The following is a 26,383-nucleotide window of genomic DNA, read 5'->3' on the forward strand; positions in this document are numbered from 1 at the left end:
TTTTTTGGGTTTTAAGAAGAGGTGTTTGATGGTGTATCAAACACCTCAGAATTTGTTGAATAGATTTTATTGCACTTCGAGTTTTTTAGTGGTTATTTCGCCTCCGCTAATAATTTGTATAAAATATATACCAGTGTTTATAGTATCAATATTGATTATCTCCTTTAAGTGTTGGATGGACGATTTTTGTTGAATAGTTTTTGAGAAAATGTTTCTTCCCTGTAAACTGTTAATGTTAATTTTAATAAGATTGTTTTTAGGTCTTTTTATTTCTAGAGTAATAAAACCCTTTGCCGGATTCGGATAGATTAAAATTTCATCTATTGAAGATATTTCTGGTTTTTCAACAGTTTGGTTTGTAGATGGATCTTCAGCACAAGTTGCAATTTCTATCCATTCTGATCCGTTCCATTCAAAGGCTTTTCCTTGATATACCACTTGGTCTCCAGAACTATAATTAGTGTTTTCAGACCATGGATCAATTCCAAAACATGGATCGTTAGTATTGATATCACAGTTTAACAATTCCCAGTCATTACTTTCTGTTCGTAACCATACATTGCCTTGGTAAATGACAACATCTCCAGGTTTATAATCTGTATTATCTGTCCATGGTATCGCTCGAGAACAAGGATCTGAAATACATTCGCCTAGATCAATCCAACTATTATTAGTAGTTCGTTCGAATAATCTACCTTGATAGGTAACTTGATCGCCAGCAACATAGCTAACATTACCTGACCAAGCGTCAATTCCAGTACAATCTACTTGATCTCCATCTCCTCCATTATCTCCATCGCTATCACAGCTACCCACACAGTTGGCTCTTCTTATATTACTTCGAATAAGATCGCCTGGCTGTGGACCGAACCCTTTTCTAAGATTTGTTCCAGCGTTGGTTAAATGGCAATAACTCATAATGGTCCCTCCATTTGAGGGTATTCCTGGTCTTCCACAGCTTCCTTCTGTAGAATAACAACCATCTATTGCGGTATTATTTCCATTCCAAACACAAGAATGAGTGTGGTTAGATCCAAAGTTGTGACCTAATTCATGAGCGATAGTGGAGATGTTCCAGGAGTAGGTAGGCACATTTTGATAGCTTCTATTAATGCCCGTTAGTCCGTACCTATACGAACCACAAAGAGCATTTAACCAAGCAACCCCGCCAGAATAATTATAAGTAACAAAGTGTGCCAGATCTCCATTAAACCCATTTTGATTTCGATAGTTTCGATAACTATCAAGGCTATTAAAGGGATTAGATGTGGTCCATGAGGTAAGGCCAGACAATTTTATTTTGATGTCTTCATTGGCATATAGTATTGCGACTTGGTTAAACATAGCCTCAACAAAGTTTGCTGCTGACTGACTTCCTCCTTTGTCACGTACTACATCATTAGCAATATCAAAAAAGATTTCAGGGCATTTTACTTGATTTGAAGCAGGCGGTTCATTATCAACTGTATCATTGTTTCCGCTTTTTTGATGTACATCAGTAATTTGACAAATAAAATCATTAAGATGACTTATATCTTTATCCTCATAAAGAATATGGTCTGTACTATTATCTAATTTGCCGAGAACGAGATCACTTTGACTTCCTTCTACGCTAATGATTCCAGAAATTTCGCCATCATATATACTAATAGCAGCAATAGAGTTAGGACTGTTTTTGACAATACCTTGATAATGAACAATGTTTTTTTCTGGTGAGATTACCTTTTTCGAAGGCATTTCCGTAATATAAAAGTCATCCGTTTTGATATTGGTTTTTACCAATTCTAATAGCATTGATGACTTTTTTCCTGGTAGCATTAAATTAATAGCTTCTGGAGAAGAAGAAATCATCTTTTTGTTAAACTCAGTATTTATAGAAAGAATAGAATAGTTCTTGAATTCTTTTGGGAGCGTAGTATTTGATTTTTCTGTTTTTAAGTTTAATAATGATACAGTTTTAAAGAATGTGCCTGATGATTTTGCATTTTGAACACGGGTTTTTGGATTATGGTTTTGGGCAAAAAAAGATGTGGTGATGCTAAGCATCACAAAAAGTGTAAAAATACCTTTCATAGATTTTGGTTTTTAAGAGTTAAATATTGAGTATTCGGTAACTTCTAATCATGTAATTCGAATACACGATTTTTCAAAAAAGAGGTAATGATTTAGCCTTCCCTTCTTATTTTGAAATCGATTTAGACCTACTGATACATTTATAGAAATGATCTAAGTCTATCTGATGTTTTTCAAATAAATAGGAAAAGATTAAAACTGGTCTTTTTTATTTTTTGTTAAGTGAGATCAACAGGTGTTGATGACAACTGTCTTAATGATGAGATAAATTTTCATTTTGAGGTTTTAAGGTTATTTAGTAAGAGTTTCGTTTTGAAACATTTGAAATATTGGTTAACCAAAAGTACGATTTTTTTACATAATATAAATTAGGTGAAGTTAAATCTATATTAACTGTTTTGATCTTAGAAAACGTAAAAGAAGATTTTTGTCTAAAGACATTTATAAAGTAAAAGGCAGACGATGATGAGTCGTCTGCCCTTGGTATGACAAAATTCGTTTTTTGATTGAAAGATTGATTGTTCGTTTTTTGATTATGCGAAAATGCTAACTACAAATTCTACCACGAATAGAAAGTAGTTTAGTATAAAATCGATCAACAGTTTTGTAAGTGCTATCATGATTAATAATTTATATTCCCGTTATTGATTGTTACTAGTTTTGAAGAACTTTGATCAACAAACTCTAAAGTAAATCTGTCGATTTCTTTATAACCATCCACTTTTTTTAGTAATAGTTGGTTAATCCTCTTAGCTTCAGAATTGAGATCGGTGTATTTACAATTCTTTAGTTCATATTCAGCGGTTTCTGTTGAAATTTCCCTTTCAGAAGTAGCTAAACCTTTTACGTATAGAAATTGTTTTATCTGATCGCATTCACAGTTAGATTCTAAAACCTTTAAAATAGCATTCGATTTATCTTCTACTTTATGTCTTGTAATAGTTGCATATGTAACTACTCCAGCGACAATACCGATTGAAAATAAAAGAAGTTGCTTTTTCATTTATTAATCTATTTGATATACTAAGAAATTAATTGATTGATGAATCAAAGTACCTTTAAAAAAAACCTAATAACAAGAGAAGTAACCCTATTTTAAAGAAAACAGGTTGTCTTTTTGTATTTCAAAGTATTGAAAATCAAGTTTTTATTTTGTTTATGTGTGTGTTTTATTAGGAATTACGGGAAAGCCCTATATTTATAAATTTAGGGTGTTTAAAGATGTTTTAAGCTTAGAAATTAAGAGTCTACTTTTTAGCTTTCAATTGTTTTATGTAAAACGAAGGGAGTAATCCAGTATGAATTTTAAAGTATTTTGAAAATGAGTCAGCACTTTTGTATCCCACTTCTTTTGCGATTGATTTAATGGAATATGATCTGAATTTAGAATCATTTTTTAATCTTACAATCGCATAGTTTATTCTAAGATCATTAATGTATGTATTAAAGTTTTTATTAAAATGAACATTAATGACTTTGGATAGGTAAGAGGTATTTGTATTGATTTTTTTAGCCACATTATACAAATTACATTCAGTTTTTAAGTAGTATTCCTGATCTTCTACTTTTTTAAGTCCGCTAAGAATCTGATCATATAACTCCTGATTTATATCTAATTCACTGGATTGAGAATCCAATTTGCGATCTTTTGTATCGATTACTCCTTGATTAATAGCGGTGGACTTATTGATCACCTCAGTGGAATTTACGACTTGTTCCCTTTGCTCGATTTGGGCAAATAAAGCTTCGAATTTTTTCTTATTTTTCTTTTTTACTTTTTGAAATAATAATAAAATAACTAGTAAGCTTATACCGAATACTGCTAGACCAATTTGAGAATACGTAAGCCTATTTTTTTGTCGTTTTTTTTGATTCTCCAGATTATCGATTTCACTTTGATACCCTTTCATTGTAATATCCTGAACTTTTCTAGAAGCTATAGACTTTTTATTATTTAGTTTGCTTAAACTTAAAATATGTTTTTCATAATATTCATTAGATTTCGCTAAGTCACCATTTTTTTTATAAGATTGTCCCAAGAGCTTATAACATATGCTCAGTTCGTCAGAATTAGAATATTTTTCGGTAAGTATTTTTAAAGATTCCTGAAGTACATCAATACTTTCATCATATTTTTGTTGTTCCAGTTTACAGTTACCAATCAAGTTTAAAATTTTACCTAAAAATACAATATCATTAGCCTGATAGCAGAGAGCTTTTGCTTTATCTAAATAAAAAAGACTTTTCTCATAATTCTCCCTTTGTTTATAGATAATTCCTCTATGCATCAATAGATCAATATGTATATTATCTATTTTTACTTTTTCGGCAAATTTTAAGCCTTCATCGTTATAATATAATGCTGAGTCTAAAAGATTTAGTTTGATATAGGCTTCACATATTCTTGCTTTGTTGAGCATAGGAACGTGTTTGGCAAACTCCCCTTCTCCAGTAGCCAGAATTTCATCACTTATCTTAAGTTCTTCTAACGCTTGTCTAGGATCTCCAGAACGTAATTTAACAAACCCCAAATTTGTTTGTAAAGCCCATAGTGCATAAGGATAATCAATTTCTTTTGCAATGTTTAAAGATTCATAGTATGAGTTCGCTGCATTGTCATACTCTTCTATGTCGAAATAATGGTTTCCTTTTAGTTTTATGAGGTCTACAATGGTTTTTTTGTTAATATCGTATTGCTTTGCTAGAATAATAGCTTTATCCAAATATTCAATGGCGGCACTATTATTTCCTTCATTAAGATTAGCTACACTTAGGTTTTCTAAAGCAAGTATCATGTGTATTACATCTTCACTTTCTAAAGCGGTTTTATACAAAAGATTACTTACAGAAATAATTTCGTCGATATTATTTTCTTCCAAAGCTTCCAACTGAAAACGAATATCGTCAATACTTTTATCGACTAAAATTTCATCAATCTGGGCTGTGATTTGATTAAAAATCAGTAAGGTGTAAACGATAAAGAAATGATGAAATCTCATAAAGAATGGCCCAAACCTTTGAGTTATGCTCCAAAAATAACCAAAATAGCTTCAAAATAGCTTTAATTGCCCATCTTTATGTTGCCGATGCAATTCGCAATTTAAATTAGATCGTTGGTATTGACTAAAATATTTTTTTCTTGCAATAGTAAATAGTTGATGAATTTGTTCAGCGATTTTTCCACTTCCTTTCATTCTTCTTCCGTATTCACTATCATTTAGGTTACCGTTATGGCATTCCATAATTTGATGTAGAATTTTATCCTTTCTATCTGGAAGTTTGTGTTCTAGCCATTTTGTGAATATTTTTCCAATTGCTCCATTTAATCTAACAATTGTGTAACCAATATTCTTAGCTCCTCTTAGAGAAATTTCCTTAGATAGATCTAAAATTTCATGACTGTTAATAGAAGGAATAATGGGTGCCATCATTACATCAGTGGGAATACCCAAAGTATTTAGTTTTTCGAGAGTTTCTAATCTCTTTTTAATGCTTGCGGTTCTGGGTTCTAAGATTCGTCGTGTTTGCTCATTAAGAGAGGTAATGGACAAAAAAATGGAGACTAAATTATCTTTGGCAAGTTCTTGTAAGATATCAATATCTCTCTGAATTAGAGAGTTTTTTGTAATGATCCCGACGGGATGTTTGTACTTTAAGAAGGTTTCTAAAAGTTGTCGGGTAATTTTTAGTTCTTTTTCAATCGGTTGATAGCAATCTGTATTCCCAGATAGTGCAATCGGATATGCCTCCCAATGTTTACTTCTTAGTTTTTTTTCAAGGAGTTTAGGAGCATTTTTTTTAACCAATATTTTAGTTTCAAAATCTAATCCCGCTCCATATCCCCAATATTCGTGAGAATTTCTGGCATAACAATAAATACATCCATGTTCGCAACCTTGATATGGATTTAAAGAATACAACATTCCAACATCTGGACTATTTACCTTATTTACGATAGACTTTGGATAGGTTTCAATAAAAGTGGTCTTCGGATTTTGAATAGTTTCTCCTTCTTTGGCTAGATAATTCAGAAAATCATCCCTTAGTTCATGTTCATCTTCTAAGAATCGATTATGGACTTTTTCTTGCGCTCCTCTTCCTTTTATGTTCTGTTTCGGTTTCAAAAGGTATCTTTTTTACGGTTTAAAAGTAAAACTTTTGTTGGAATATTTCCAATAAAAAATGGAATATTTCCAAATAAAGAAAGTAATTTTGTAATAGTCGGATTTAGGTAAAAAAATAGTCAGTGATGAAGAATAGAAGTTATGAATATGATGTGGCTTTATCCTTTGCAGGAGAGAATAGAGCGTATGTAGAGAAGGTGGCAAATAGTCTAAATAAAAAGGGTATTAAGGTATTTTATGACTTATTTGAAGAAGCGAATTTATGGGGAAAAAATTTATATGAATACTTATCAGAGATTTATCAAAGTAAAGCAAGGTACACCGTATTATTTGTATCCAGTTTTTACAATAAAAAATTATGGACGAATCATGAGAGAGTTTCGATGCAAGCAAGAGCATTTCAGGAAAGCAGGGAATATATTTTACCTGCAAGATTCGATGATACAGAAATCCCTGGAATTCTTAAAACGATCGGTTATATTAATCTGGAAAACAGAACTCCTGAAGAATTAGCCATTTTGATCGAAAATAAATTAAAAAAGGATCAAACGTTTTTCAGAAATCGATGGTCGAAACTCTCTACCATGATCAACCCGAAACCGTTTATTTTTACTTTAAAAATAATAAATGAGAAAGAAGAGTTTATTAAACACGCCAAAGTGGTGTTGATGGCCAATAACTCTACTTATTTGGAAGGTTTTACAGATGAGAATGGGTTAGCACATTTTGTGATAAGGACCAGAAAGTTATACACTGTTTTAGTAGCACATTCAGATTATCCAGCTGTAGTTTTTCATAATGTCAATCCAAAGGATGATATAGAGGTAACTATTGAGAAGTCTGAAAATACCGGTTCATTAATTATAAATAAGTCGGGACAAATCCCTGGACTAACTGGCAAAGTAGAACCAGCAATTAGTACAGATGAAAAGTTGTCGATATATGCTGATAATATTGCAATAGAAGGAGGTAAAAATCAACCTTATAATATGGATTTGGATGAATCAGTTACTTTAGAAGATAAGGAAGGAAATATCATTTCGTTGATATTTCGGTTTTTTCAAGGAAGAATTGCTCTAATCGATTATTACAAGAAAAGTGCGGTAAGACAATTTTTATAAAAGTGGATACCAATATTTTTGTAGTTATTTCAGGATGGTTTTAATACAATGTTAAAAACTTATAAAATACGTTAAAACCATAAATTTAACATTTTTTTAAGACATAAAAACTAGTTAAACCTGTTTTAGTACTATGAGAAAAATGTTAGTAGTGCTATTTGTGTTAGGTTTAATGCAAAGTGTACAAGCACAGTTTATAGAGGTTTTAGATACTAATGAAAATCTAAAAACAGATGTTAAGAGTGATTTTGTATGGATTCAGACTAATGAGATTAATCAGGTAATGAAGGGTATCGAAGTTGCTGGAATTAAAGAGAATGAAATCAAACAACGATTAAAAAGTAAACCGATCTCATTAATCATGTATTGGCGATATGATTTAGTTTCCGATGATAGGTTAGATAAGAATCAATTAGCAGGTGTTGATTCCTACACTTCTGAGTATGAAATGACTGATTTAGGAAAAAAATTAGTTACACTAGGTCTCATTAATACTATTATTGAATAGAAGGAATTTAATAAATTTAGGTGTAAACGATATTTAAAAGTCTGGTTACTACCAGACTTTTTTTGTTCTTTAAGGTAACAAAAGTTAGCATTATTGTACTAAGGCTTAGGTAGTATATGTTTTTTTGTAAGCTCATGAATTACAGTTTGATTCTTATAGAGTACATAAAAATTTATCTTACTTTTATACAAACAACTTAAACCTTTAGATATGCGTCTTTCTCGTATTTTATCACTCTCCTTATTATTAATTTTTGTTTTTTCTTGTAAAAAGAAAGATGCTAAATCCATGGCAGAGGCTAATGTTTCTGAACTTAATAAGTATCAAGAATATATTTCTGATTTATCAACAGGAGTTATTTCTGTGCTAGATAATGTCTATGTGGTGCTTCAAACACCAGTAGAAGGTTGGGATGATAATCAGGAGCTTTCTGATAAAGTGTTATCAGTTTCTCCAAAAGTAAAAGGAAGAGTATTCGTAGTGAATAATCAAACAATAGCTTTTCAGCCAGAGGAAGGTTTTAAAGAAGATACGGAGTATACTTTTACTCTACATCTAGAAGATTTAGTTAAAGATTTAAATGATGATTTGGATGATGAGTTCGTTTTTAGTGTTAAAACTTTAAAACAGCAATTTTCGATAATTACAGATAATCTTCAATCCTATAGCAAAGATTGGCAATATTTAAATGGTACTCTTACTGCTAGTGATTTAATGAAGCTAGAAACTGCAAAAGAACTAATCAAAGCATCTCAAAAAGGAAAGGATGTGCCGATTAAATTTGGAGAATCACTAGATAAAAGTCGTCAGTTTAGTTTTAAAATAGATAGTATTCAACGTTTCGATGATGATTCGGAAGTAGAGATAAAATGGTCTGGGAAACCCTATGATATAGATACCGAAGGAGAAGATGTATTACAAGTGCCAGGTAAAAATAACTTTTCGGTAATTAGTGTTTCTGTTTCCAATTTTAACGGACAATATGTAGAGGTGAATTTTTCAGATCCGTTGAAGAAAAATCAAAATTTTGATGGTCTGGTCACAATTTCAGGAGCCAAAGATGTAAAGTATACTGTGCAAGGACAGAATTTAAAGGTATACCCAAAACAAGAGTTAAAAGGAACTTCGCAGGTTACTATTTTTGAAGGAATAAAAAGTGTTGATGGTTATAAATTAAAGCAAACGTATTCGGAAAATATTTCTTTTCAACAACCAAAACCCGAAATACGATTATTACAAAGTGGAGTGATTCTCCCTACTTCGGAAAATTTGAAATTTAATTTTGAAGCAATAAACCTAAGAGCAGTAGAAGTACAGGTGGTGAAGGTTTTTGAGAATAATGTTCTGCAATTTTTACAAAATAATAATCTTGATGGATCGAGTAACTTAAGAAGGGTAGCGAGACCTGTCGCTAAAAAACTAATCAATCTACAAGAAAATGCATCTCTAAATCTGAGTAAATGGAATGCTTTTGCAATCGATCTAAACGAACTTATTTCTCCAGATCCAGGTTCTATTTACCGAGTTGAGTTAAATTATAGAAAAGCATATTCATTGTACAAATGTGATGGTGCTGCCATAGATGACACTCCGCTAGAAGAATTAGCAGATAATTATGATACCGAAGAAGAATCTAGTTTCTGGGATAGTTCTCAATATTACTATGATGATTATTACGATTATGATTGGAATGAGAGAGATAATCCTTGTAGTAATTCTTTTTATAGAAATAAAAAGGTAGCAGCTAATGTATTGGCCACTAATTTGGGAGTAGTGGTTAAAAAAGGGTTAAATAATTCTTATTCGGTAATCGTAAATGATATTATGACTACTAACCCTGTATCAAATGCAAAAGTTACTTTTTACAATTACCAACAACAAGAAATAGGAGTAACCACTACGGACGCAGAAGGAATGACTGGTTTTGATGCTGATAAACCAGCCTTTTTTGCAATTGTTTCCTCAGGGAAACAACAAACCTATGTAAAACTTAATGATGGAAATGCATTATCCGTAAGTAAATTTGATGTAGCTGGAGTAAGACTACAAAGAGGAATAAAGGGCTATATATATGGAGAGCGAGGAGTTTGGCGTCCTGGAGATACATTATTTTTATCCTTTATGCTCAATGATAATGCGAATAAATTACCTAAAGGACATCCAGTTAAGTTCGAATTGAAAGATCCGTATGGAAAGGTTGTGCATCAAGAAACAAAAACAGAAGGAATAGGTAATTTTTATAATTTCGAGGTAACCACTTCTCAAGAAGCACCAACTGGTAACTGGCAAGCGAAAGTAAATGTAGGAGGAGCGAGCTTTTCAAAATCTTTGAAAATTGAAACGATAAAACCCAATCGTTTAAAGATAAAGACAAGCTTTGATGATGAGATTCTTGGCGTAAATAAAAGTATTAATGGGAATTTGGAAGTTTTATGGCTTCACGGTGCGGTTGCTAAGAATTTACAAACTGATGTAAACGTTCGTTTTAATGCCAAAAAGACTAGTTTTAAAACTTTTCCTGGATTTATTTTCGACGACCCATCTCGAAGATTTGGGACAGATGAGCAGGAAGTATTTACGGGGAAACTTTCCTCGGAAGGAAAAGCAAGTTTTTCTATAAAACCTAAATTAGAAAACAAAGCAGCAGGAATGCTAAAAGCTTCATTTATTACGAAAGTATATGAAAATGGAGGAGATTTTAGTACCGATGTGATTTCTAAAGACTTTTCTCCATATGATACCTATATTGGATTAAATGTTCCCAAAGGCGACAAAGCGAGAGGAATGTTACTAACGGATACGCAGCATAATTTTGAGGTAGTTTCTGTAGATAAAAACGGAAAACCCAAATCGGTAAAAAATCTGGAAGTGTACGTTTATAAAGTGAGTTGGAGATGGTGGTGGGATACATCCGAGGATAATCTTTCTTCTTATAACAGAAGTTCCTATAGAAATGAAATATTTAAGACAAAAGTTTCTACAAACAGTAAAGGTCAAGCCAACTTTAATTTTGAAATAAAACATCCAGAATGGGGAAGATATTTAGTTAGAGTAGTGGATCCTAATGGAGGGCATGCAACTGGGAAAACAATTTATGTAGATTGGCCAGGCTGGGCTGGAAGAGCTAATAAGAATGATCCGTCTGCAGCTACGATGCTCATGTTTTCTTCAGATAAGAAAACCTATGATGTTGGAGAAACAGCAACTATTACCTTTCCATCAAGTGATGGAGGAAGAGCTTTAGTAACCGTAGAAAATGGCACCGAGGTATTAACATCTATGTGGGTCACTCCTCAAAAAGGAGAAACTAAGTTCGAATTGCCAATAGAAGATTTATATACTCCGAATGTTTATATTCATATTACGTTACTACAATCACACAATTCTACAGCTAATGATTTACCTATTCGTTTATATGGTGTTATACCGATTTCTGTGGAAAATCCAGCAACCAGAATTAAACCTGTAGTAAAAATGCCGGATGTCTTGCGACCAGAAGAAACCATAAATGTAAAGATTAGCGAAACAGAAGGAAAGGCTATGACATATTCAATAGCTATTGTAGATGAAGGGTTACTTGATCTTACCCGATTTAAAACGCCAAATCCATGGAATACTTTTTATGCCCGAGAAGCACTAGGTGTAAAAACTTGGGATGTCTATGACGACGTTATCGGAGCTTATGGAGGAAGTATTAATCAAATTTTTAGTATTGGTGGTGATGCCGAAGCAGGAGGAGGAAAAGCCAAAAAAGCAAATCGTTTTAAACCAATGGTGGTCTATAAAGGACCTTTTGAATTGGAAAAAGGAGAAACCAAATCCCATTCGATTAAGATTCCTAAGTATATCGGTTCCGTAAGAACGATGATCGTAGCATCAGATGCAGAAAATGCTGCATACGGAAATACAGAAAAAACTACACCTGTTAGAAAACCATTAATGGTGTTAACATCGATTCCTAGAAAAATTACTCCAGGAGAGAAAGTAACGATTCCCGTTACTGTTTTTGCAATGGAGAATAAAGTTAAGAATGTAAATGTTACGCTAAAACCAAATAAAGGATTTACTGTTACAGGCGAAACAACGAAGCAACTTTCATTCTCTCAACCAGATGAAAAAATGGTTTATTTTGATATCGAGGTACTGGAAGGAGCATCGATCACGGATATCGAGGTTGTAGCTAGTGGTAATGGTGAGAAAGCTTCTTATAGCATTCCTATTGATATAATGAACCCAAATCCGATGACTACAGAGATCACCTCTATAGTTCTGGAACCTAATAGCGAACAAGAGATTGATTTTGCTTCTTTTGGAGTAGATGGAAGTAATACAACTACTATAGAACTGTCCTCATTGCCTCCAATGAATTTTGAAGGAAGGTTAAAATATCTAATCCGCTATCCACATGGATGTGTTGAGCAAACGACTTCAGGAGCATTTCCTCAATTATATTTAAATGATGTGTTTACGCTGCCTTCCGATAAGAAAGCCAAGATACAGCGTCATATGGAAGCAGCTATTTACAGATTGAAGAGCTTTATACAACCAAACGGCGGAATGTCATATTGGCCAGGTTATAGTAACCCAAATGATTGGGGAACAACTTATGCAGGACATTTTCTGTTAGAAGCTAATAAAAAAGGATATGTATTACCAATAGGGTTTAAAAGCAATTGGATCAACTATCAGCAGCAACAAGCAAAACGTTGGAGAAGTGGAGGTAGTGATTTAGCGCAAGCGTATAGGCTTTATACTTTGGCATTAGCAGGAAGTCCAGATTTATCATCTATGAACAGATTAAGAGAAACTTCTAATCTTTCTAATAACGCCAAATTAAGGTTAGCGGCTGCATATGGATTGGTAGGACAGAAAACCGCAGCAGAAAAACTAATGAATACGGCAAATATTGATTTTCAACCTAGGAAAGGTGGTTATTATTATACCTATGGTTCTACAAATAGAAATCGAGCGATGGCATTGGAAACATTGGTGCTATTAGATCAAAAAGTAAAAGCACAGAAGTTAGCAAAAGAACTTGCCAAAGAATTATCCTCTAAAACATGGATGAGTACTCAAACGACATCATATGCTTTAATGGCAATGGCAAAATATGCTGCATATGTTGGAGGAAAGGGAATTGATGTAGAGTATTCGTTAAATGGAACCTCTAAGATGGCAAAAACTGATAAAACCCTGCAATCATCAGGAGAGTTGGCCATTACAAAAGCTAATAAACTGAAGCTAAAAAACAATAAGGATAATACCATTTTTGTACAACTAGCAACGAGTGGTATTTTACCAGTAGGACAGGAAAAAGTGATCCAAAGTAACTTTAAAGCAGTTGTTGATTATAAAAATAGAGATGGAAAAATAATTGATGTTACTCAACTTACACAAGGAACTGATTTTGTAGCCGAAGTAACCATAACAAATACTTCAGGTAGTAAAGTGAAAGATATTGCTTTAACAGAGATCTTTCCATCTGGTTGGGAAGTAGTAAATACACGTTTTACCGATTTTGGTTCTTTTAGAACTAATAAAGTAACACATACAGATATCAGAGATGATCGAGTGAATTTCTATTTTGATTTAAAACCTAGAGAAAGTAAAACAGTTACCTTATTATTGAATGCATCTTATTTAGGAAAGTACTACTTACCAGGAATCCAATGTGAGGCAATGTATGATAATGATTATTTGGTACGTACAAAAGGGAAGTGGATACAAGTGGTGAAATAGAGTTAAATGAGATGCAATATATTGTAAGTACAACTAAGCTTCCGGATACAGAAGAGCTGAAAATTCTTTTTTTGCAAACCAGTTGGGCAAAAGATAGAACCATTGAAAGCATCCAAAAGTTATTGAAGCATACTAAAATATTTGTGGTAATTCGAAATGAAGATACGAATCAACTTATTGGATTTGGACGTGCAATTTCGGATGGAGTCTTTAGAGCTTTATTAGATGATATCGTCATTGATACAAAGTATAGAGGAAACGGGTTGGGGAAACAAATAATACGAGAGCTTTTAAAAGAACTAGGGGAGGTAGAACAAATATTTTTGAATACAAAACCAGCGTTAGAAGAGTTTTATAAACAATTTGGATTTACAAAACCTAAAGCTATAACGATGAGTTTATAATATGTAATCTAGATTAATGATAGTAGAACAAGCAATACTGAATATAAAACCAGAGGAATCTATTGTATTTGAAAAAGCTTTTGCAGAAGCCCAAAAAATTATTAGTTCGATGCCAGGTTTTGTGAATTTAGATCTTTTGAAGTGCATAGAAGAAACGGATAAATATCTTTTGTTAGTAAAATGGGAGTCAATAGAGGACCATACAATAGGATTTAGGCAATCTGAAAAGTATAATGATTGGAAACAATTACTACACCATTTTTATGACCCGTTTCCCGTGGTGGAGCATTATGAAACAGTAATTTCTATATAAATGTAGATGATCAAAACATAAAAAAGCATAAGTTTAATGATCTTATGCTTTTTTTAGTGTTTTGTATATTTTGGATAACTATATAGTTTACACTTTTTTCCTTTGGTAATATGTAACTATACTAGCTTTTGCTATAGTATTGTTCCATAAATAGTATCCTACTACTGCAGGGTTTGTATCTGCATTCAATCCAAGTTTATCGGTTTTTAAAGCATATACGGTAATGATGTATTGGTGCAATCCGTGTCCTTCGGGAGGGCAAGGACCGCCATATCCTGGAACACCATAATCTGTTATACTTTGGATCGCACCTTGGGGTATTGTACTTGATCCTTTATTACCAGCACCAGATGGTAATTCTGTACTATTTTTTGGGATATCGAAGACTACCCAATGCCACCATCCACTTCCTGTTGGAGCATCTGGATCATACATGGTTATAGCAAAACTCTTAGTTTCCTTAGGCGCGTTTTTCCAAGATAGTTGTGGAGATTGGTTTTTTCCAGTGCAACCAAAGCCATTAAACTCCTCATTGATTGTAGCTTCTCCACCCAAATTATTACTAGTTAAGGTAAAAGTATTTTGTCCAAAAATTGAACTTGTAAAAGCGATAGCAATTGCTATGATAAAATTCCTCTGTTTCATGTTATTTGTCATTTAATTACTGTGACAAATTTATGTTGGATATGAAGAAATTGGACAAGGTTTTTGGGCCAAAAAGTATTGCTAAAAGTTCAACTTGATTGATATTGTTTTGGAGTAACTCCAAATTTATTTTTAAATGCCTGAATAAAATTTGAAAGACTTTCATACCCAATTTCTTCAAAAATATCTGACGGTCTTTTTGATTCATTTTTTAATAAAAGAGCAGAGTGTTCTAGTCTTTTTTCCTGAAACCATTTGCTAGGTGAAGTATCGAAGTGTTTTTCAAATTCTCGTTTAAACGTAGAAACACTCATATTAGATAAAAAAGATAGTTCTTTTAAGGTTAATTTATTTAATCGATTACTCTCTACAGTTTGTATAAATTTTTGCGATTGATTATCACTATTTTTTGTGAAAGCATATAGAAAATCAACACCTTTTAATTCTACAAGATACAGCATGATCTCCTCGAACTTTGTAGCTAATAGCTTTTTTTTAGTAGAAGGGGAAAGTTTTACAATATCCAAAAGACTGTCTACGAACCTTTTAATAAAGTCATCGTACGTAAAGGAATAGGTAGAATAAGGAGTAGTATTTTTTGAAGGTTGTAATTCAAACTTTCTAATAAAATTTAATAGGTTTTCATTGGTAAAGAAGAACAGAATACTATGGTAATGTTCCGAAATGTTTGATAGTTTTTCTGTCATTAAACAATGACCAGATTTCATTAATAAGAATTGACTGCTATCTATAGCATAAGACGAATTGTCAAAAAACACTTCCTTGAAACCTTGCTGTAGGAAACTAAAAGCATTCGTATTAAGTAAAATTTGTTGGCGTGCAATTTCCTGATGACTTTCATAATTAAAAACAGTAATAGAACTGGAATCATTTAAATTTAATTCATCAGGTAATGCAATGGTTTTCATACAGGTTTATTTGTTATTAGCACTAATTTAATACAACAACATTAGAATGTTTGCATCAAAACAAATTATATAAACAACTTATTTTGAATTTTCGGGCGAGATTGCCGGATCTTGACAATAGACTATAATAGAAAGGACTATTTATTTAATAGTTTTAGTTTAGTAAGCGCATTTTGATTTTGTGGATTTAGGACTAAAGATTTTTCGAAATTGATAATGGCATTTTTCTCATCTTTATGAAGTAAATATGCTTCTGCTAAACTATCATAGAGATTGGCAGAATTAGGATAAATATGTAAAGCCAACAAAAATACCTGAATACCTTGCTCTATTGTATTTGGATCAAAAGATAACCGTAAGCCTAAGGTATTGAGCATTCCTTCTTCTAAAATGAGTGTTGGATGCTTCTTTTTTTCGGTTTGATATAATGGAATAAGGTCCTGAAAATTCTGATGCAAGGCCAAATCGTTAAAATCCTTATAAGTAAAGGTCTTTTTCAATCCGTTTTTTGTTTTTAGAGAGACTAGTTTATTATCAGTTTCTAGTAATTCTGCAAACCTGTTTTTACTACTTTTTTCTTTTAAATAGAAATTCAAAAATTGTAAAGTATATTGAGACAATAAACGATAAGATTTCATAATCTCAACATCACTTTTATCTTGTCTTTTATCTCTATTGGCAAATAAAACTCCGAAAGAACTAAAATAAGAATGCGTTAAATCATGGAACTTAAAACTATGAGATTCACTATACTGTAATGAATCATATAGTTTAAACTGGTAATTCAATTCAGATGGAATTTTATCACTAATCATTACTTCTTTAGGAATATCCTTTTGAGCAAAATGAATATATGGAATATCAAACCTTTTTATATCAAAATATGGTGATTTCTCTAATACCTTGTAATTATATCTTTCAGAACCATCTAAGCTTACCAATGCTTTTACATTAGAGTTTTTCATCGATGTGATTACATTAGATAAACCACCAAAACTATATCCCATTAGAGCAATTTTGTCTGTAGCGACGTTACCGAATTTATGAACTTCTTTTAGAATAAACTCCGTATCTCTAGATTGTGCTTCTGCAGCTCTAGGAGTTGCGCCTTCTAGTTCTTTAGTAATTGCTCCTCTTGATGGATTTGAAATAACTACATAACCATGACTTGCTAAATATTCGAATAAAGCAAAATTTTCAATAGAAGTAGCTTCATAACTAGAAGCATATACAATTACTGGAAATTTTTCTTTCAGCATTGGAGCATTATAGACTGCCTTTACCTTTTCGGAGAGATGCGCTTTATTTTGAGGAGTATTCCATAGATAATGAAACCAATCTAATAAGTACTCATCCGGTAAGTTTTTCCATTCTTCCTCTTCTTTTAAGATATGTAAATAGTCTAATACAGTTAGTTGTTTATCATTTTTTGTTTTAATGTTAGATGGATACCATATGCTGATTGGGATTGGTCGGTCTATTGATCGGTTATTAAACTCGTTTTTAATATGGTACGTTCTTGTACTATCAATTAAAGTATAGTGCCTAAAACCTACTTTGTAATCTCCATATGGAAGATTTATTTCTTCTAACGAAGTTTGGCAAAAAACGAATTGTATTTGGAGACATATAAGAATTAGTAAAGTACGTATTCGCATCATCTTAGAAATATAGGTTCTTTTCTAAAGATTCATGTGGTTAGTATTTGTTACAGTTTTAGGCTTTTGTTTATGAAATAATCGAATACGGTTAAAAGTATAAACCGGTTATGTAAAGACATAACCGGTTGTATCAAAATATAACACATTATTTGTTATCTATAATTAGTATCATAATTGAGATTATTCGAAATTTCGGCAAACATTTCATCCGGAATATTTATAGCAAGTTGATTCGCAAAATTAGAAAGTACTTTTGCAGCTATATTGGTGATCACGTCTAATGCTTGCGGTTTTGTATATCCCGCATCGAAGAAGTTTTGTAAACTCGCATCACTCACTCTTCCTTTTTTGTTGTAAACATCTTTAGTAAATTCATGCAACACATTAAACTTTTCATTAGAAAGTTTTTGTTTGTTGATAATCTCATTAAGATCATCTGGGTTAGAATTGAATAACACTTCGCCAGCAAAAGTATGACCACCAGCACAATAAGCACAAGCATTTTCTACAGCTATTGTCATCTGTACGATGTTGTTTTCTTCGGGTGATAGTGTGCCAAATTCTGCCAAATAATTCTGAGTATCTACATAAGATAATAATGTTGCCGGAGCAGATTCTAATAACCTTCCTAAATTAGGTACGGTATTAAATTTTTCTTGATACCAATTTATTCTTTCAGCAACTTCTGGTATTGGATTTTCATTTAATTCTAGACTAAAATCTCTTGCAGTTGTTTTCATTTTTATATGATTTATAATTACAATACAAAAATGAAAAGAAGGTGTAATTTGATGTTTTATAATCAGTTCAATGATTTACTAAAATGGGTCATTTTATAATTCGTTGGAGAAACACCGTAAAAAGATTTAAAGGTTTTAGAGAAATGAGAAACATTTGTAAACCCACAATCATATGCTATATCGGTAGCTCGTAGATCTGTAGTACCCAGTAATTGAATGGATTTTTCTAATTTTTTTTCTCTGAGATAAGAAGCAGGAGATGTTCTATAGATTCTTTTGAATTCTCTCTTAAAAGTAGAAAGACTTTTATTGGTTAAATGGGCTAATTGATCTAAGGTGATATTAGAAAAATGATGTGCTTCGATAACTTCTCTAAATGTATAAGAGGTAGGATGAAATAAATTAGAAAGTATGGAACGAATAGCTGGCGCATTTTTGGTTTGGTTTAGTAATAGAATAATTTCTTTAATCTTTAAAGTCAAGATTTCTTCGTTTACCAAATCTGGATTTTCAAAATAAAATAGAATACTCTCTATATATTTCTTTACCAAAATATCACTTTGTAATTTAGACATTCCAATATCAGAAGGCTGTCGGTCTTTGAGAAAGATAGGTAGCTTATTTTCATAGACCTTTTGCAACACTTCTGGATGAAAGTGAACAGCAAGTGCTTGATATTCTTCGGATGATTTAGAGGGTAACATATTACAAGAATAGTTCCCACATTTCATAAGAACAGACTCTTCTGCATTAACTTTTAGCTTTTCTCTTTCAGAGATAGAATCATATTCTCCTTTGATTATATATAAAAAACAAGCCTCATCGTGCATGAGATTTGGTTTTTTATACGGTGGTTTTAGAATAACCGTTTCAAATACTATTTTCCCAAATAGATCAATCTTTTTATAATCGAGGATCATTTCTTTTTAAGTAAAGATAACTTTTAGAATGTTCAAAGTTTTGTATAATTAGGTCAATTTTTATTGTCAATTTAAGTCAGATTTATAGAGTAAAAAATATGAACTAAGTTTTCTATTTCACTAATTAGTTTTATTTAAGAATTCAATTCTCGGTATTGACCATGATTAATGTTTGCAATTCTTTTTTCAAATTCATCAATGAGATTTTTATACAATGCTATTATTGGTTCTATAACTTGTGTCCAATCGTCAAATTCTAGATGATATTTGCAAACAATGCTCCAATAACCATCCAAACTACAAACAACTAAGGGACGAAAATCTTCTTTATCAGCAATTTCACTTAGAAGGTTTAAGGCATTATTAGTTTTTAAAAAATGAAGTACATTTTGGTTTTCAGATTTTAAAACGAATCTACTTTTTCTTCGTAAGAATAGATTCTTTAAATGAGAAATAGTGTCTATTTCAAAAGGGATTGGTTGTAGATCGTTAGATAATTTACAGCTTATAGTTCCAACATAATTAGTTCCTGTTTGATTAACGATCGTAAATTGATTGGATTTGTATTCAAATTTTATTTTAAAAATAACATTTGGACTTCTCGTTCCATCTCCAAACGATATGTCCTTATCATGAAGATATAATTTACCGTTTTCGTTTTCAGCAATTTTCTTAAAGAATTCTATTTGCGTTTTCATATATCAGTAGTCTTATCCTACTAATAAGTACTAAAATTGTATAAATTGTTACTTTATTAGATCCAAAACCAAATCAATCTGATTTATATTATCATCAACTTTAGGGTATAATAGCAATGTGGATAGTATTTGAATACTATCAAACTGTTCATCTTTTGTTGGTCTCATTACTTTTATCCAACCACCATAAGTTCCGCCAGTATTTTCATAATTCTCTATTTCAAATTTGTTTAGAGCTAGTTGAGATTCCTTTAAGCTTTTGGTAGGAGTTAAAATAACATTTCTTATGTTGTTAGGAATTTTTGAGATAAAATCCTGTGTCTTTCCGAAATAAGTCGCATTTGGGATTAATGTTCTGAGTTGCAATTCAATTTCTAATTCTAACATGTGGTTCGGAAATAGATCTTTATAATGATGTATTGCTTCTTTTTTATGTTGTCTGTATATAGTTACTATTTTTTCATAATATAGCTTTCTTAAAGAAGGTAGTTCTTGTTTGATAGGCTCGTTCAATAATGCATCTATGGATAATCGCTGTTTGCACAATGCAGGAAGGTAATTGTTTTGTAAGAACGTTTTTCTATTTATAAGCCTTTCGACTTTTTGTTTTGTTTGCTCGTTTTGATGGATGATTCCTTCATCAATACTATTTTTTCTTTCTTCTAAAGTTGGAATATATTTTTTAAACTGTGTTTCGGTGAGAATAGATTTCATGAATTCTCGATAAAGCTCTAGTTTCTCCCATTCATTGTAATATTCACCATATTTATCCTTTACAGGTTCGTTCTCTTCATAATAAAACATTTGTTTAGCTTGATTTCGATCTAGATCTAATGAGTTGGCGTAAGAATTCATAATTACATCAGTTCTCATATCCACAATTGCTTTATAATCATCTTCTTCGATTTGATTAAAGGTTGTGAGTTCTTCTGGAGTTAGAAATCCATGTAATATTTCATTAGCAACTTCTTTAAATCTATAATGATAAGGCTTTCTTGGTTGATTATCGGATATAATTTCTTCGTTTCTTTTTATTACTAATTCTTCTGTATCGTTAAGAAGTAACTTAAATTGATCATATCGATTTTCTGATAGATTAAGAGCTTTATATTTTTTTAAGTATCGTTGATTTTTATAAGTTTCAAAATCATTCTTATCTATATGTCGTTTTTGCTCTTCTACAATTTTTTTGAACCTTGTTTTTTGTGAACTGGTTAATCTTCTTGCTATAGCTAGCATATACTTTAAATTCGCTTTTTCATATTTATAATCAGGATCAATACTAAAAGTATATTCTTTAAGGAATAAATACGTCAGTTCATCGATATCTTCAACCTGATCTTTTGTTAATGATAGGATTTCGGTAAAATCATCTGTAAAAGTTCTAGTTTGGGTAATTTTTGGATGTGACATTTACTGTTTTTAGGTTTTAAGTCGGAAATTCTAAAGGTAAGTGTCTTTTTTTAACGGTTTGTTACCCCATTTTTTGGTTTTATTACACAATAAATGGAAGGAGGGATAAGTATTAAATTTTCATCGTTAATTTATGCGCTGTTTATAACAATGTTTCTTTCGATAGCGTATTGTAGATCTTTTTTGTTCAGTGGTTTGTTGATGAGATCGTTCATACCCGCTTTTTTACAATCATCCGAAACTTCACTTAATTCAGAAGCTGTAAGGGCGATAATAGGTATTGAAGTATTAAACTCACGGATTTCTATTGTGGCACGCATGCCGTCCATAACTGGCATATTAATATCCATAAGAACAAGATCGAATGTGTCCTTTTTTACAGCTTGCACAGCTTCGATACCATTAGCAACGATAGTACATTCACACCCAATGTTTTTGAGTAAGTTTTTGGTAACCAGCTGATTTATTTTATTGTCTTCTGCAACCAGGATGTTGGCAGAGATCGAATCCTGCTCAGATGATTCCTCAGCTTTATCTGGGATTTCTAAACTCTCAGGAATGTCTGTATCCAGTTCGAAATAAAACATAGAGCCAACACCTTTTTTACTTTCAAAATAAATTTGACTTCCCATAACCTCAATAAGATTCTTTACTATTGATAATCCTAATCCAGTACCTTGTTTATTATCGTATACACTTCCTATTTGTGAGAATTCTTCAAAAATATACTCTTTTTGATCTTCTGGAACACCCATTCCAGTATCTTCAACTTCAAAGCGTAAGATTACTTTAGAGTCTTCTTTAGAAATTAGTTTAATTCTTAACCAAATTTTTCCTTGCTCTGTAAATTTAATGGCATTTCCAAGAAGATTAATGAGTACCTCGGAGGTTCGCAATGCATCTATATTTAGTAATTTAGGAATGCTGGGATTAAATTTTAAAATAAGTTCGTTTCCTTTCTTTTGGGCTTGATATTCGAAAGATTGGAGTATGTTTTGGGTTAAAGAATGAACATCGGTTGGTGTTTTAATAAGTTCCTTTTCTTCTGAATCAATTTTACTTACTTTAAGAACATTGTTTACCAAATCCAATAAATAATCTGCAGAAAATTTTAAAGAATTTAGTAGTTTTTTGTCCTTATCGGATTGTTTTTCGTTTTCTAAAAGAATAGATGAAATACCTACTACACCATATAAGGGAGTTCTGAGCTCATGACTAATAGTGGAAATAAATTGAGATTTAATTTTACTAAGTTTTTCCGCTTGCGATTTTGCTTCGTACAATTCAGAATTTTTTATCTCAAGAATTTCAGTGACCTTCTTTTTAGATTGATACCCACGATAGTAAAAGAAAAAAGCTACTGCCAGTAATAAGAGAGCTGCCGTCGATATAAAAATGATAAGCTTATTATTTTTGTCAAGGTCTACAAGTAAATCCTTTTCTCTTTCTGCTAATGCTAATTTTTTTTCATATCGATCAACTTTAGATCTAAAGTTAACGGTCTCATTTCCCTTAGATCTTGCGTTTTCAAATACTTTACGTTCATTCGCTTGAAGTAACTTTAAATCAGCTAAGGCTCTTGGGTAATCACCAATGTTTTCATACATCTCTGCTCGATACTGATAAAAATAACTTTTTCCTTTTGGCCAATAGGACTCGTCTTGCAAATACTCAAAAGATTTGTCAAAATATTCTTCAGCTCTTGCAATGTTTCCTTGATGAGAATAGTTCCTAGCTCTTAAAAGGTACAATGAACTTCGATCCACAAGAATACTATCAGGAATGCTAGCATCTATGCTGTCTGCTTCTTTAAGGTATACGGAAGCTTCATCATATCTATCTAAATCCATATAAGTCCAAATCAAATTATGTAAAGGGACTTGATACTGCTCTATATGCGAACTTTTCTTTACAAGATGCACTGCTCTTTGGTAATAATCCAAAGCACTTTCAAAATCGTTATTACCATCATAGTATATATTTCCCAAACTATGTAGAATGTAAGGCAAAAGTAATTTGTCTTTGGTCTTTTCGGTATGTTCTAATGCTTTAAGATAGTTTTTAGTGGCATTTTCATAATCAATAATCTCGTATTGAACAGTTCCCATTAAAAAGTAACCATGAGATATATAATGATCATTTTTAAGTTCTCTACCATAGTCGACTGCTTTAAAGGCGTACTCTAACGATTCGTACATCTTATTAGCAACACGTAATTCTTCAGATTTTTTTATGAGATTATAAAGGCTGTCATTGTATTTGTAAGAAGGTTTTTCTTGAGAAAACGTACATAAAGTGCATAATACAGCAATTATATAGTGGGTATTTTTTTTCAATTCTAAACAATTTTATTAAAAATGAACACATCTAAGTATATGATCATCGGATGTATTACACTGTTTAATTTTTCATTATAAGCCCCATTGTTTTTAATTTATTGGAAGATGCAGTGGTCGTTGGTTGTATTAAAACTGTCATAATTTAGTAAAATTAAAGGGTTTATTTATGATTTTTTTAAGAAAACTCAGGATGCAAACGCTGGTTAAATTAAAATTTTGGGGAATTTTCCACTTAGTAGATAGAAAGAGGTGAGTGTACTGTTTTGATCCTAAATTCAGTTTTCAAATTAATTTTTATAAAGTTTCATAAGTTATCTAAATACATTTACATAAATTTCACAGATATTGAACTATTTAATATCGAAGGGAAATCATTATTGTGTTCAGAAGAGCTTTAAATTTTGTAAAGAAACATCCAATAAAATTCATTTTAATTGGAATTGCATCTATTTGGTACTATTTTTCTTTGCCATCTCCATTATTTAATGATCCTACTGCTACGGTAATCGAAACGAAAACAGGGGAATTACTTGGTGCCAAAATAGCAAAGGATGGACAATGGCGTTTTCCAAAAACAGACAGTGTACCACACAAATTTAAGGAGTGTATTATTGCATTTGAAGATCAACAATTTTATAGACATTTAGGATTTAATCCTGTTGCTATGTTTGAAGCAATTGGTGAAAATTTGGAAGCAGGTAAGGTTGTAAGAGGTGGTAGTACTATTACACAACAAGTAATACGGCTTTCTCGAAAAGGACAGAAAAGAACGTACTATGAAAAGGTGATCGAGCTCATTTTGGCCACACGATTAGAATTAGGAAAATCAAAGGAGGATATTTTAAAATTATATGCTTCTTACGCACCGTTTGGAGGCAATGTAGTCGGAATCGATATGGCTTCATGGAGATACTTTGGATTGCCAGCACATCAATTATCTTGGTCAGAAAGTGCTACCTTAGCGGTATTGCCCAATGCACCGTCTTTAATTTATCCTGGTAAAAATCAAATCGAGTTATTAAAAAAAAGAAATAGATTACTAAAAACATTATTGGAACAAGAGAAAATAGATTCTATTACCTACCAATTATCTGTAAGTGAATCATTACCTCAGAAACCATATAAATTACCGCAAGATGCATCACATTTATTAGATCGATTGGCTCGTGATAATAAAGGTGAACGTATGCAAACAACAATTAATCGATCTTTACAACAACAAGTAAATAAGTTAGCTGAGCGCCATCATGGCATATTGAAGCAAAATGAAGTGCATAATCTAGCGGTATTGGTTTTGGATGTACGTACCAGAGAAGTACTAAGTTATGTGGGAAACGCTCCAACAGACAAAGCGCACCAAAAAGATGTGGATATTATAGAAGCTGCTCGAAGTACGGGAAGTACTTTAAAACCTCTTTTATATGCAGCAATGATGGATAAAGGAGAGTTACTCCCAGAGCAGTTGGTTTCTGATATACCAACTGTGATTGCAGGTTATACTCCTATGAATTATGATGAAAGTTTTAACGGCGCTGTACCTGCCAACAAGGCGCTTGCAAGATCGTTAAATATACCAGCAGTAAGATTGTTACAACAATATGGATTGCAACGATTTAGAGATGAGTTAAATATATTTAAAATTAAGGATCTTAAATATACTGCGGATCACTATGGATTATCACTCATTGTAGGTGGAGCAGAAGGGAACCTTTGGGATTTGTGTAAAACGTATGCTGGTCTCGCTGGCACACTTAATCATTATGAAGAATCCTCTAGCGAATATTATAGTAATGAGTTCGCAGAACCAATTGTTTTGGCCAATCAAAATGTTGATTTTGGTAAACTCGAACAAGAAAAGCCTATGTATGGTTCTGGAAGTATATGGTTAACTTTTGAAGCAATGAAAAAAGTAAATCGTCCCGAAGCCGATGAGGCATGGGAGTTTTATGATTCTGCTCGAGAAATAGCTTGGAAAACAGGAACTAGTTTCGGCAATAGAGATGCTTGGGCGATTGGGGCAAGTAGAGATTATGTAGTAGGAGTATGGATAGGAAATGCAGATGGCGAAGGAAGACCTGAACTAACTGGATTAAATTCTGCAGCACCATTGCTATTTGATGTAGTCAATTTATTGCCAAATTCTAATTGGTTTCCGGCGCCTTATGATGATTTGGTAGAAGCTGAGGTATGCACACTGAGCGGTTTTTTAGCTTCAGAAGAGTGTGCTTCTAAAAAAATGTTGATTCCTACGGCAGGAATTAAAACAAAACCTTGTCCGTATCATAAGTTAATTCATTTAGATCCTTCGCGAGAATTTCGTGTGAATTCTTCTTGTGAATCAGTAGATACAATGATTCATGAACCATGGTTTGTATTGCCGCCTTTACAAGCATATTATTTTAAGGGAAAACACGCTAGTTATAAAAATTTACCTCCCTATAGATCAGATTGTGTAAAGGAACTGACGGGTAATATGGATTTTATTTTCCCGAAAGGGAATAGCAGTGTATACCTACCTAAAGGGTTTGATGGAAAAACTAATGATGTGATATTAAAAATAGCTCATACCATTCCAGAAACAAGAGTATTTTGGTATATAGATGATAATTTTATAGGAGTTACGAAACAGTTTCATGAAATGCCGGTAAAACCATCTCCAGGAAAACATATTATTACGGTAATTGATGAAAAAGGGAATGAGTTAAAAAAGAGAATCGAAATTAAAGAGTAAAACTATATCCCAATAATTCGCTTAT

The 26,383-nt window shown here is 32.1% G+C and carries 18 protein-coding genes; 6 read left to right on the forward strand and 12 right to left on the reverse strand.

The window, feature by feature from the left end; translation table 11 throughout:
• Positions 1-66: 66 nt before the first annotated feature.
• The 4 genes from Q1B37_RS00690 to Q1B37_RS00705 form a co-directional block, all read right to left on the reverse strand.
• Positions 67-2,073, reverse strand: coding sequence for a M12 family metallo-peptidase (locus tag Q1B37_RS00690; protein ID WP_299894283.1), 2,007 nt, complete (start codon positions 2,071-2,073; stop codon positions 67-69).
• 622 nt (positions 2,074-2,695) lie between these two features.
• Positions 2,696-3,076 carry a hypothetical protein gene (locus Q1B37_RS00695; RefSeq protein WP_299604453.1) on the reverse strand — a complete coding sequence of 127 codons (381 nt, stop codon included), beginning with the start codon at positions 3,074-3,076 and terminating at the stop codon, positions 2,696-2,698.
• 244 nt (positions 3,077-3,320) lie between these two features.
• On the reverse strand, positions 3,321-5,072 hold the full coding sequence (locus Q1B37_RS00700; RefSeq protein WP_299894286.1) for a tetratricopeptide repeat protein: 1,752 nt from the start codon (positions 5,070-5,072) through the stop codon (positions 3,321-3,323).
• Positions 5,073-5,123: 51 nt separating this feature from the next.
• Positions 5,124-6,197, reverse strand: a complete 1,074-nt coding sequence (locus Q1B37_RS00705) for a PA0069 family radical SAM protein (RefSeq protein ID WP_299894289.1) — start codon at positions 6,195-6,197, stop codon at positions 5,124-5,126.
• Positions 6,198-6,322: 125 nt separating this feature from the next.
• Here Q1B37_RS00705 and Q1B37_RS00710 point away from each other — a divergent pair, with 125 nt between their 5' ends.
• From Q1B37_RS00710 to Q1B37_RS00730, 5 genes are all read left to right on the forward strand, one after another.
• Complete coding sequence (locus Q1B37_RS00710) at positions 6,323-7,318, forward strand: TIR domain-containing protein (protein ID WP_299604447.1); 996 nt, start codon at positions 6,323-6,325, stop codon at positions 7,316-7,318.
• A gap of 133 nt (positions 7,319-7,451) precedes the next feature.
• Complete coding sequence (locus Q1B37_RS00715; RefSeq protein ID WP_299604445.1) at positions 7,452-7,826, forward strand: hypothetical protein; 375 nt, start codon at positions 7,452-7,454, stop codon at positions 7,824-7,826.
• Positions 7,827-8,036: 210 nt separating this feature from the next.
• Positions 8,037-13,565, forward strand: coding sequence for an MG2 domain-containing protein (locus tag Q1B37_RS00720; RefSeq protein ID WP_299894291.1), 5,529 nt, complete (start codon positions 8,037-8,039; stop codon positions 13,563-13,565).
• Positions 13,544-13,969, forward strand: coding sequence for a GNAT family N-acetyltransferase (locus Q1B37_RS00725; RefSeq protein ID WP_299894293.1), 426 nt, complete (start codon positions 13,544-13,546; stop codon positions 13,967-13,969). The genes Q1B37_RS00720 and Q1B37_RS00725 overlap by 22 nt, the downstream gene beginning before the upstream one ends.
• 16 nt (positions 13,970-13,985) lie before the next feature.
• On the forward strand, positions 13,986-14,282 hold the full coding sequence (locus Q1B37_RS00730) for an antibiotic biosynthesis monooxygenase (RefSeq protein WP_299894295.1): 297 nt from the start codon (positions 13,986-13,988) through the stop codon (positions 14,280-14,282).
• An 87-nt stretch (positions 14,283-14,369) separates the two neighbouring features.
• Here Q1B37_RS00730 and Q1B37_RS00735 read toward each other — a convergent pair whose 3' ends face one another.
• From Q1B37_RS00735 to Q1B37_RS00770, 8 genes are all read right to left on the reverse strand, one after another.
• Complete coding sequence (locus tag Q1B37_RS00735) at positions 14,370-14,927, reverse strand: YbhB/YbcL family Raf kinase inhibitor-like protein (RefSeq protein WP_299894298.1); 558 nt, start codon at positions 14,925-14,927, stop codon at positions 14,370-14,372.
• Between the two features lie 89 nt (positions 14,928-15,016).
• Positions 15,017-15,856 carry an AraC family transcriptional regulator gene (locus Q1B37_RS00740; RefSeq protein WP_299894301.1) on the reverse strand — a complete coding sequence of 280 codons (840 nt, stop codon included), beginning with the start codon at positions 15,854-15,856 and terminating at the stop codon, positions 15,017-15,019.
• Positions 15,857-15,993: 137 nt separating this feature from the next.
• Positions 15,994-17,517, reverse strand: a complete 1,524-nt coding sequence (locus Q1B37_RS00745; RefSeq protein ID WP_299894304.1) for a CocE/NonD family hydrolase — start codon at positions 17,515-17,517, stop codon at positions 15,994-15,996.
• Between the two features lie 152 nt (positions 17,518-17,669).
• The gene (locus Q1B37_RS00750) at positions 17,670-18,257 is read right to left on the reverse strand and encodes a hypothetical protein (RefSeq protein ID WP_299894307.1); all 588 of its coding nucleotides are present in this window, start codon (positions 18,255-18,257) and stop codon (positions 17,670-17,672) included.
• Between the two features lie 62 nt (positions 18,258-18,319).
• Complete coding sequence (locus Q1B37_RS00755) at positions 18,320-19,177, reverse strand: AraC family transcriptional regulator (protein WP_299894309.1); 858 nt, start codon at positions 19,175-19,177, stop codon at positions 18,320-18,322.
• A gap of 134 nt (positions 19,178-19,311) precedes the next feature.
• Positions 19,312-19,875, reverse strand: a complete 564-nt coding sequence (locus tag Q1B37_RS00760) for a hypothetical protein (protein ID WP_299894312.1) — start codon at positions 19,873-19,875, stop codon at positions 19,312-19,314.
• Between the two features lie 48 nt (positions 19,876-19,923).
• On the reverse strand, positions 19,924-21,288 hold the full coding sequence (locus Q1B37_RS00765; RefSeq protein ID WP_299894315.1) for a hypothetical protein: 1,365 nt from the start codon (positions 21,286-21,288) through the stop codon (positions 19,924-19,926).
• A 131-nt stretch (positions 21,289-21,419) separates the two neighbouring features.
• Positions 21,420-23,624, reverse strand: coding sequence for a response regulator (locus Q1B37_RS00770; protein ID WP_299894318.1), 2,205 nt, complete (start codon positions 23,622-23,624; stop codon positions 21,420-21,422).
• Positions 23,625-24,006: 382 nt separating this feature from the next.
• Between Q1B37_RS00770 and pbpC the strand changes: the two genes are divergently transcribed.
• Positions 24,007-26,358: a penicillin-binding protein 1C gene (gene pbpC / locus Q1B37_RS00775; protein WP_299894321.1), complete on the forward strand. Its 2,352-nt coding sequence runs from the start codon at positions 24,007-24,009 to the stop codon at positions 26,356-26,358.
• The last annotated feature ends 25 nt before the right edge of the window (positions 26,359-26,383 follow it).

The sequence above is a fragment of the uncultured Aquimarina sp. genome (assembly GCF_947492965.1).
In the GTDB taxonomy this organism is placed as follows: domain Bacteria; phylum Bacteroidota; class Bacteroidia; order Flavobacteriales; family Flavobacteriaceae; genus Aquimarina.

Bases quoted from the DNA above. Each gene is read 5' to 3' on its own strand.
- Q1B37_RS00715 (WP_299604445.1), top strand. From the start codon at position 7,452: ATGAGAAAAATGTTAGTAGTGCTATTTGTGTTAGGTTTAATGCAAAGT.
- Q1B37_RS00760 (WP_299894312.1), bottom strand. From the start codon at position 19,875: ATGAAAACGCAAATAGAATTCTTTAAGAAAATTGCTGAAAACGAAAAC.
- Q1B37_RS00740 (WP_299894301.1), bottom strand. From the start codon at position 15,856: ATGAAAACCATTGCATTACCTGATGAATTAAATTTAAATGATTCCAGT.
- Q1B37_RS00700 (WP_299894286.1), bottom strand. From the start codon at position 5,072: ATGAGATTTCATCATTTCTTTATCGTTTACACCTTACTGATTTTTAAT.
- Q1B37_RS00730 (WP_299894295.1), top strand. From the start codon at position 13,986: ATGATAGTAGAACAAGCAATACTGAATATAAAACCAGAGGAATCTATT.
- Q1B37_RS00765 (WP_299894315.1), bottom strand. From the start codon at position 21,288: ATGTCACATCCAAAAATTACCCAAACTAGAACTTTTACAGATGATTTT.
- Q1B37_RS00710 (WP_299604447.1), top strand. From the start codon at position 6,323: ATGAAGAATAGAAGTTATGAATATGATGTGGCTTTATCCTTTGCAGGA.
- Q1B37_RS00755 (WP_299894309.1), bottom strand. From the start codon at position 19,177: ATGATCCTCGATTATAAAAAGATTGATCTATTTGGGAAAATAGTATTT.
- Q1B37_RS00750 (WP_299894307.1), bottom strand. From the start codon at position 18,257: ATGAAAACAACTGCAAGAGATTTTAGTCTAGAATTAAATGAAAATCCA.
- Q1B37_RS00695 (WP_299604453.1), bottom strand. From the start codon at position 3,076: ATGAAAAAGCAACTTCTTTTATTTTCAATCGGTATTGTCGCTGGAGTA.
- Q1B37_RS00690 (WP_299894283.1), bottom strand. From the start codon at position 2,073: ATGAAAGGTATTTTTACACTTTTTGTGATGCTTAGCATCACCACATCT.
- Q1B37_RS00745 (WP_299894304.1), bottom strand. From the start codon at position 17,517: ATGATGCGAATACGTACTTTACTAATTCTTATATGTCTCCAAATACAA.
- Q1B37_RS00720 (WP_299894291.1), top strand. From the start codon at position 8,037: ATGCGTCTTTCTCGTATTTTATCACTCTCCTTATTATTAATTTTTGTT.
- Q1B37_RS00735 (WP_299894298.1), bottom strand. From the start codon at position 14,927: ATGAAACAGAGGAATTTTATCATAGCAATTGCTATCGCTTTTACAAGT.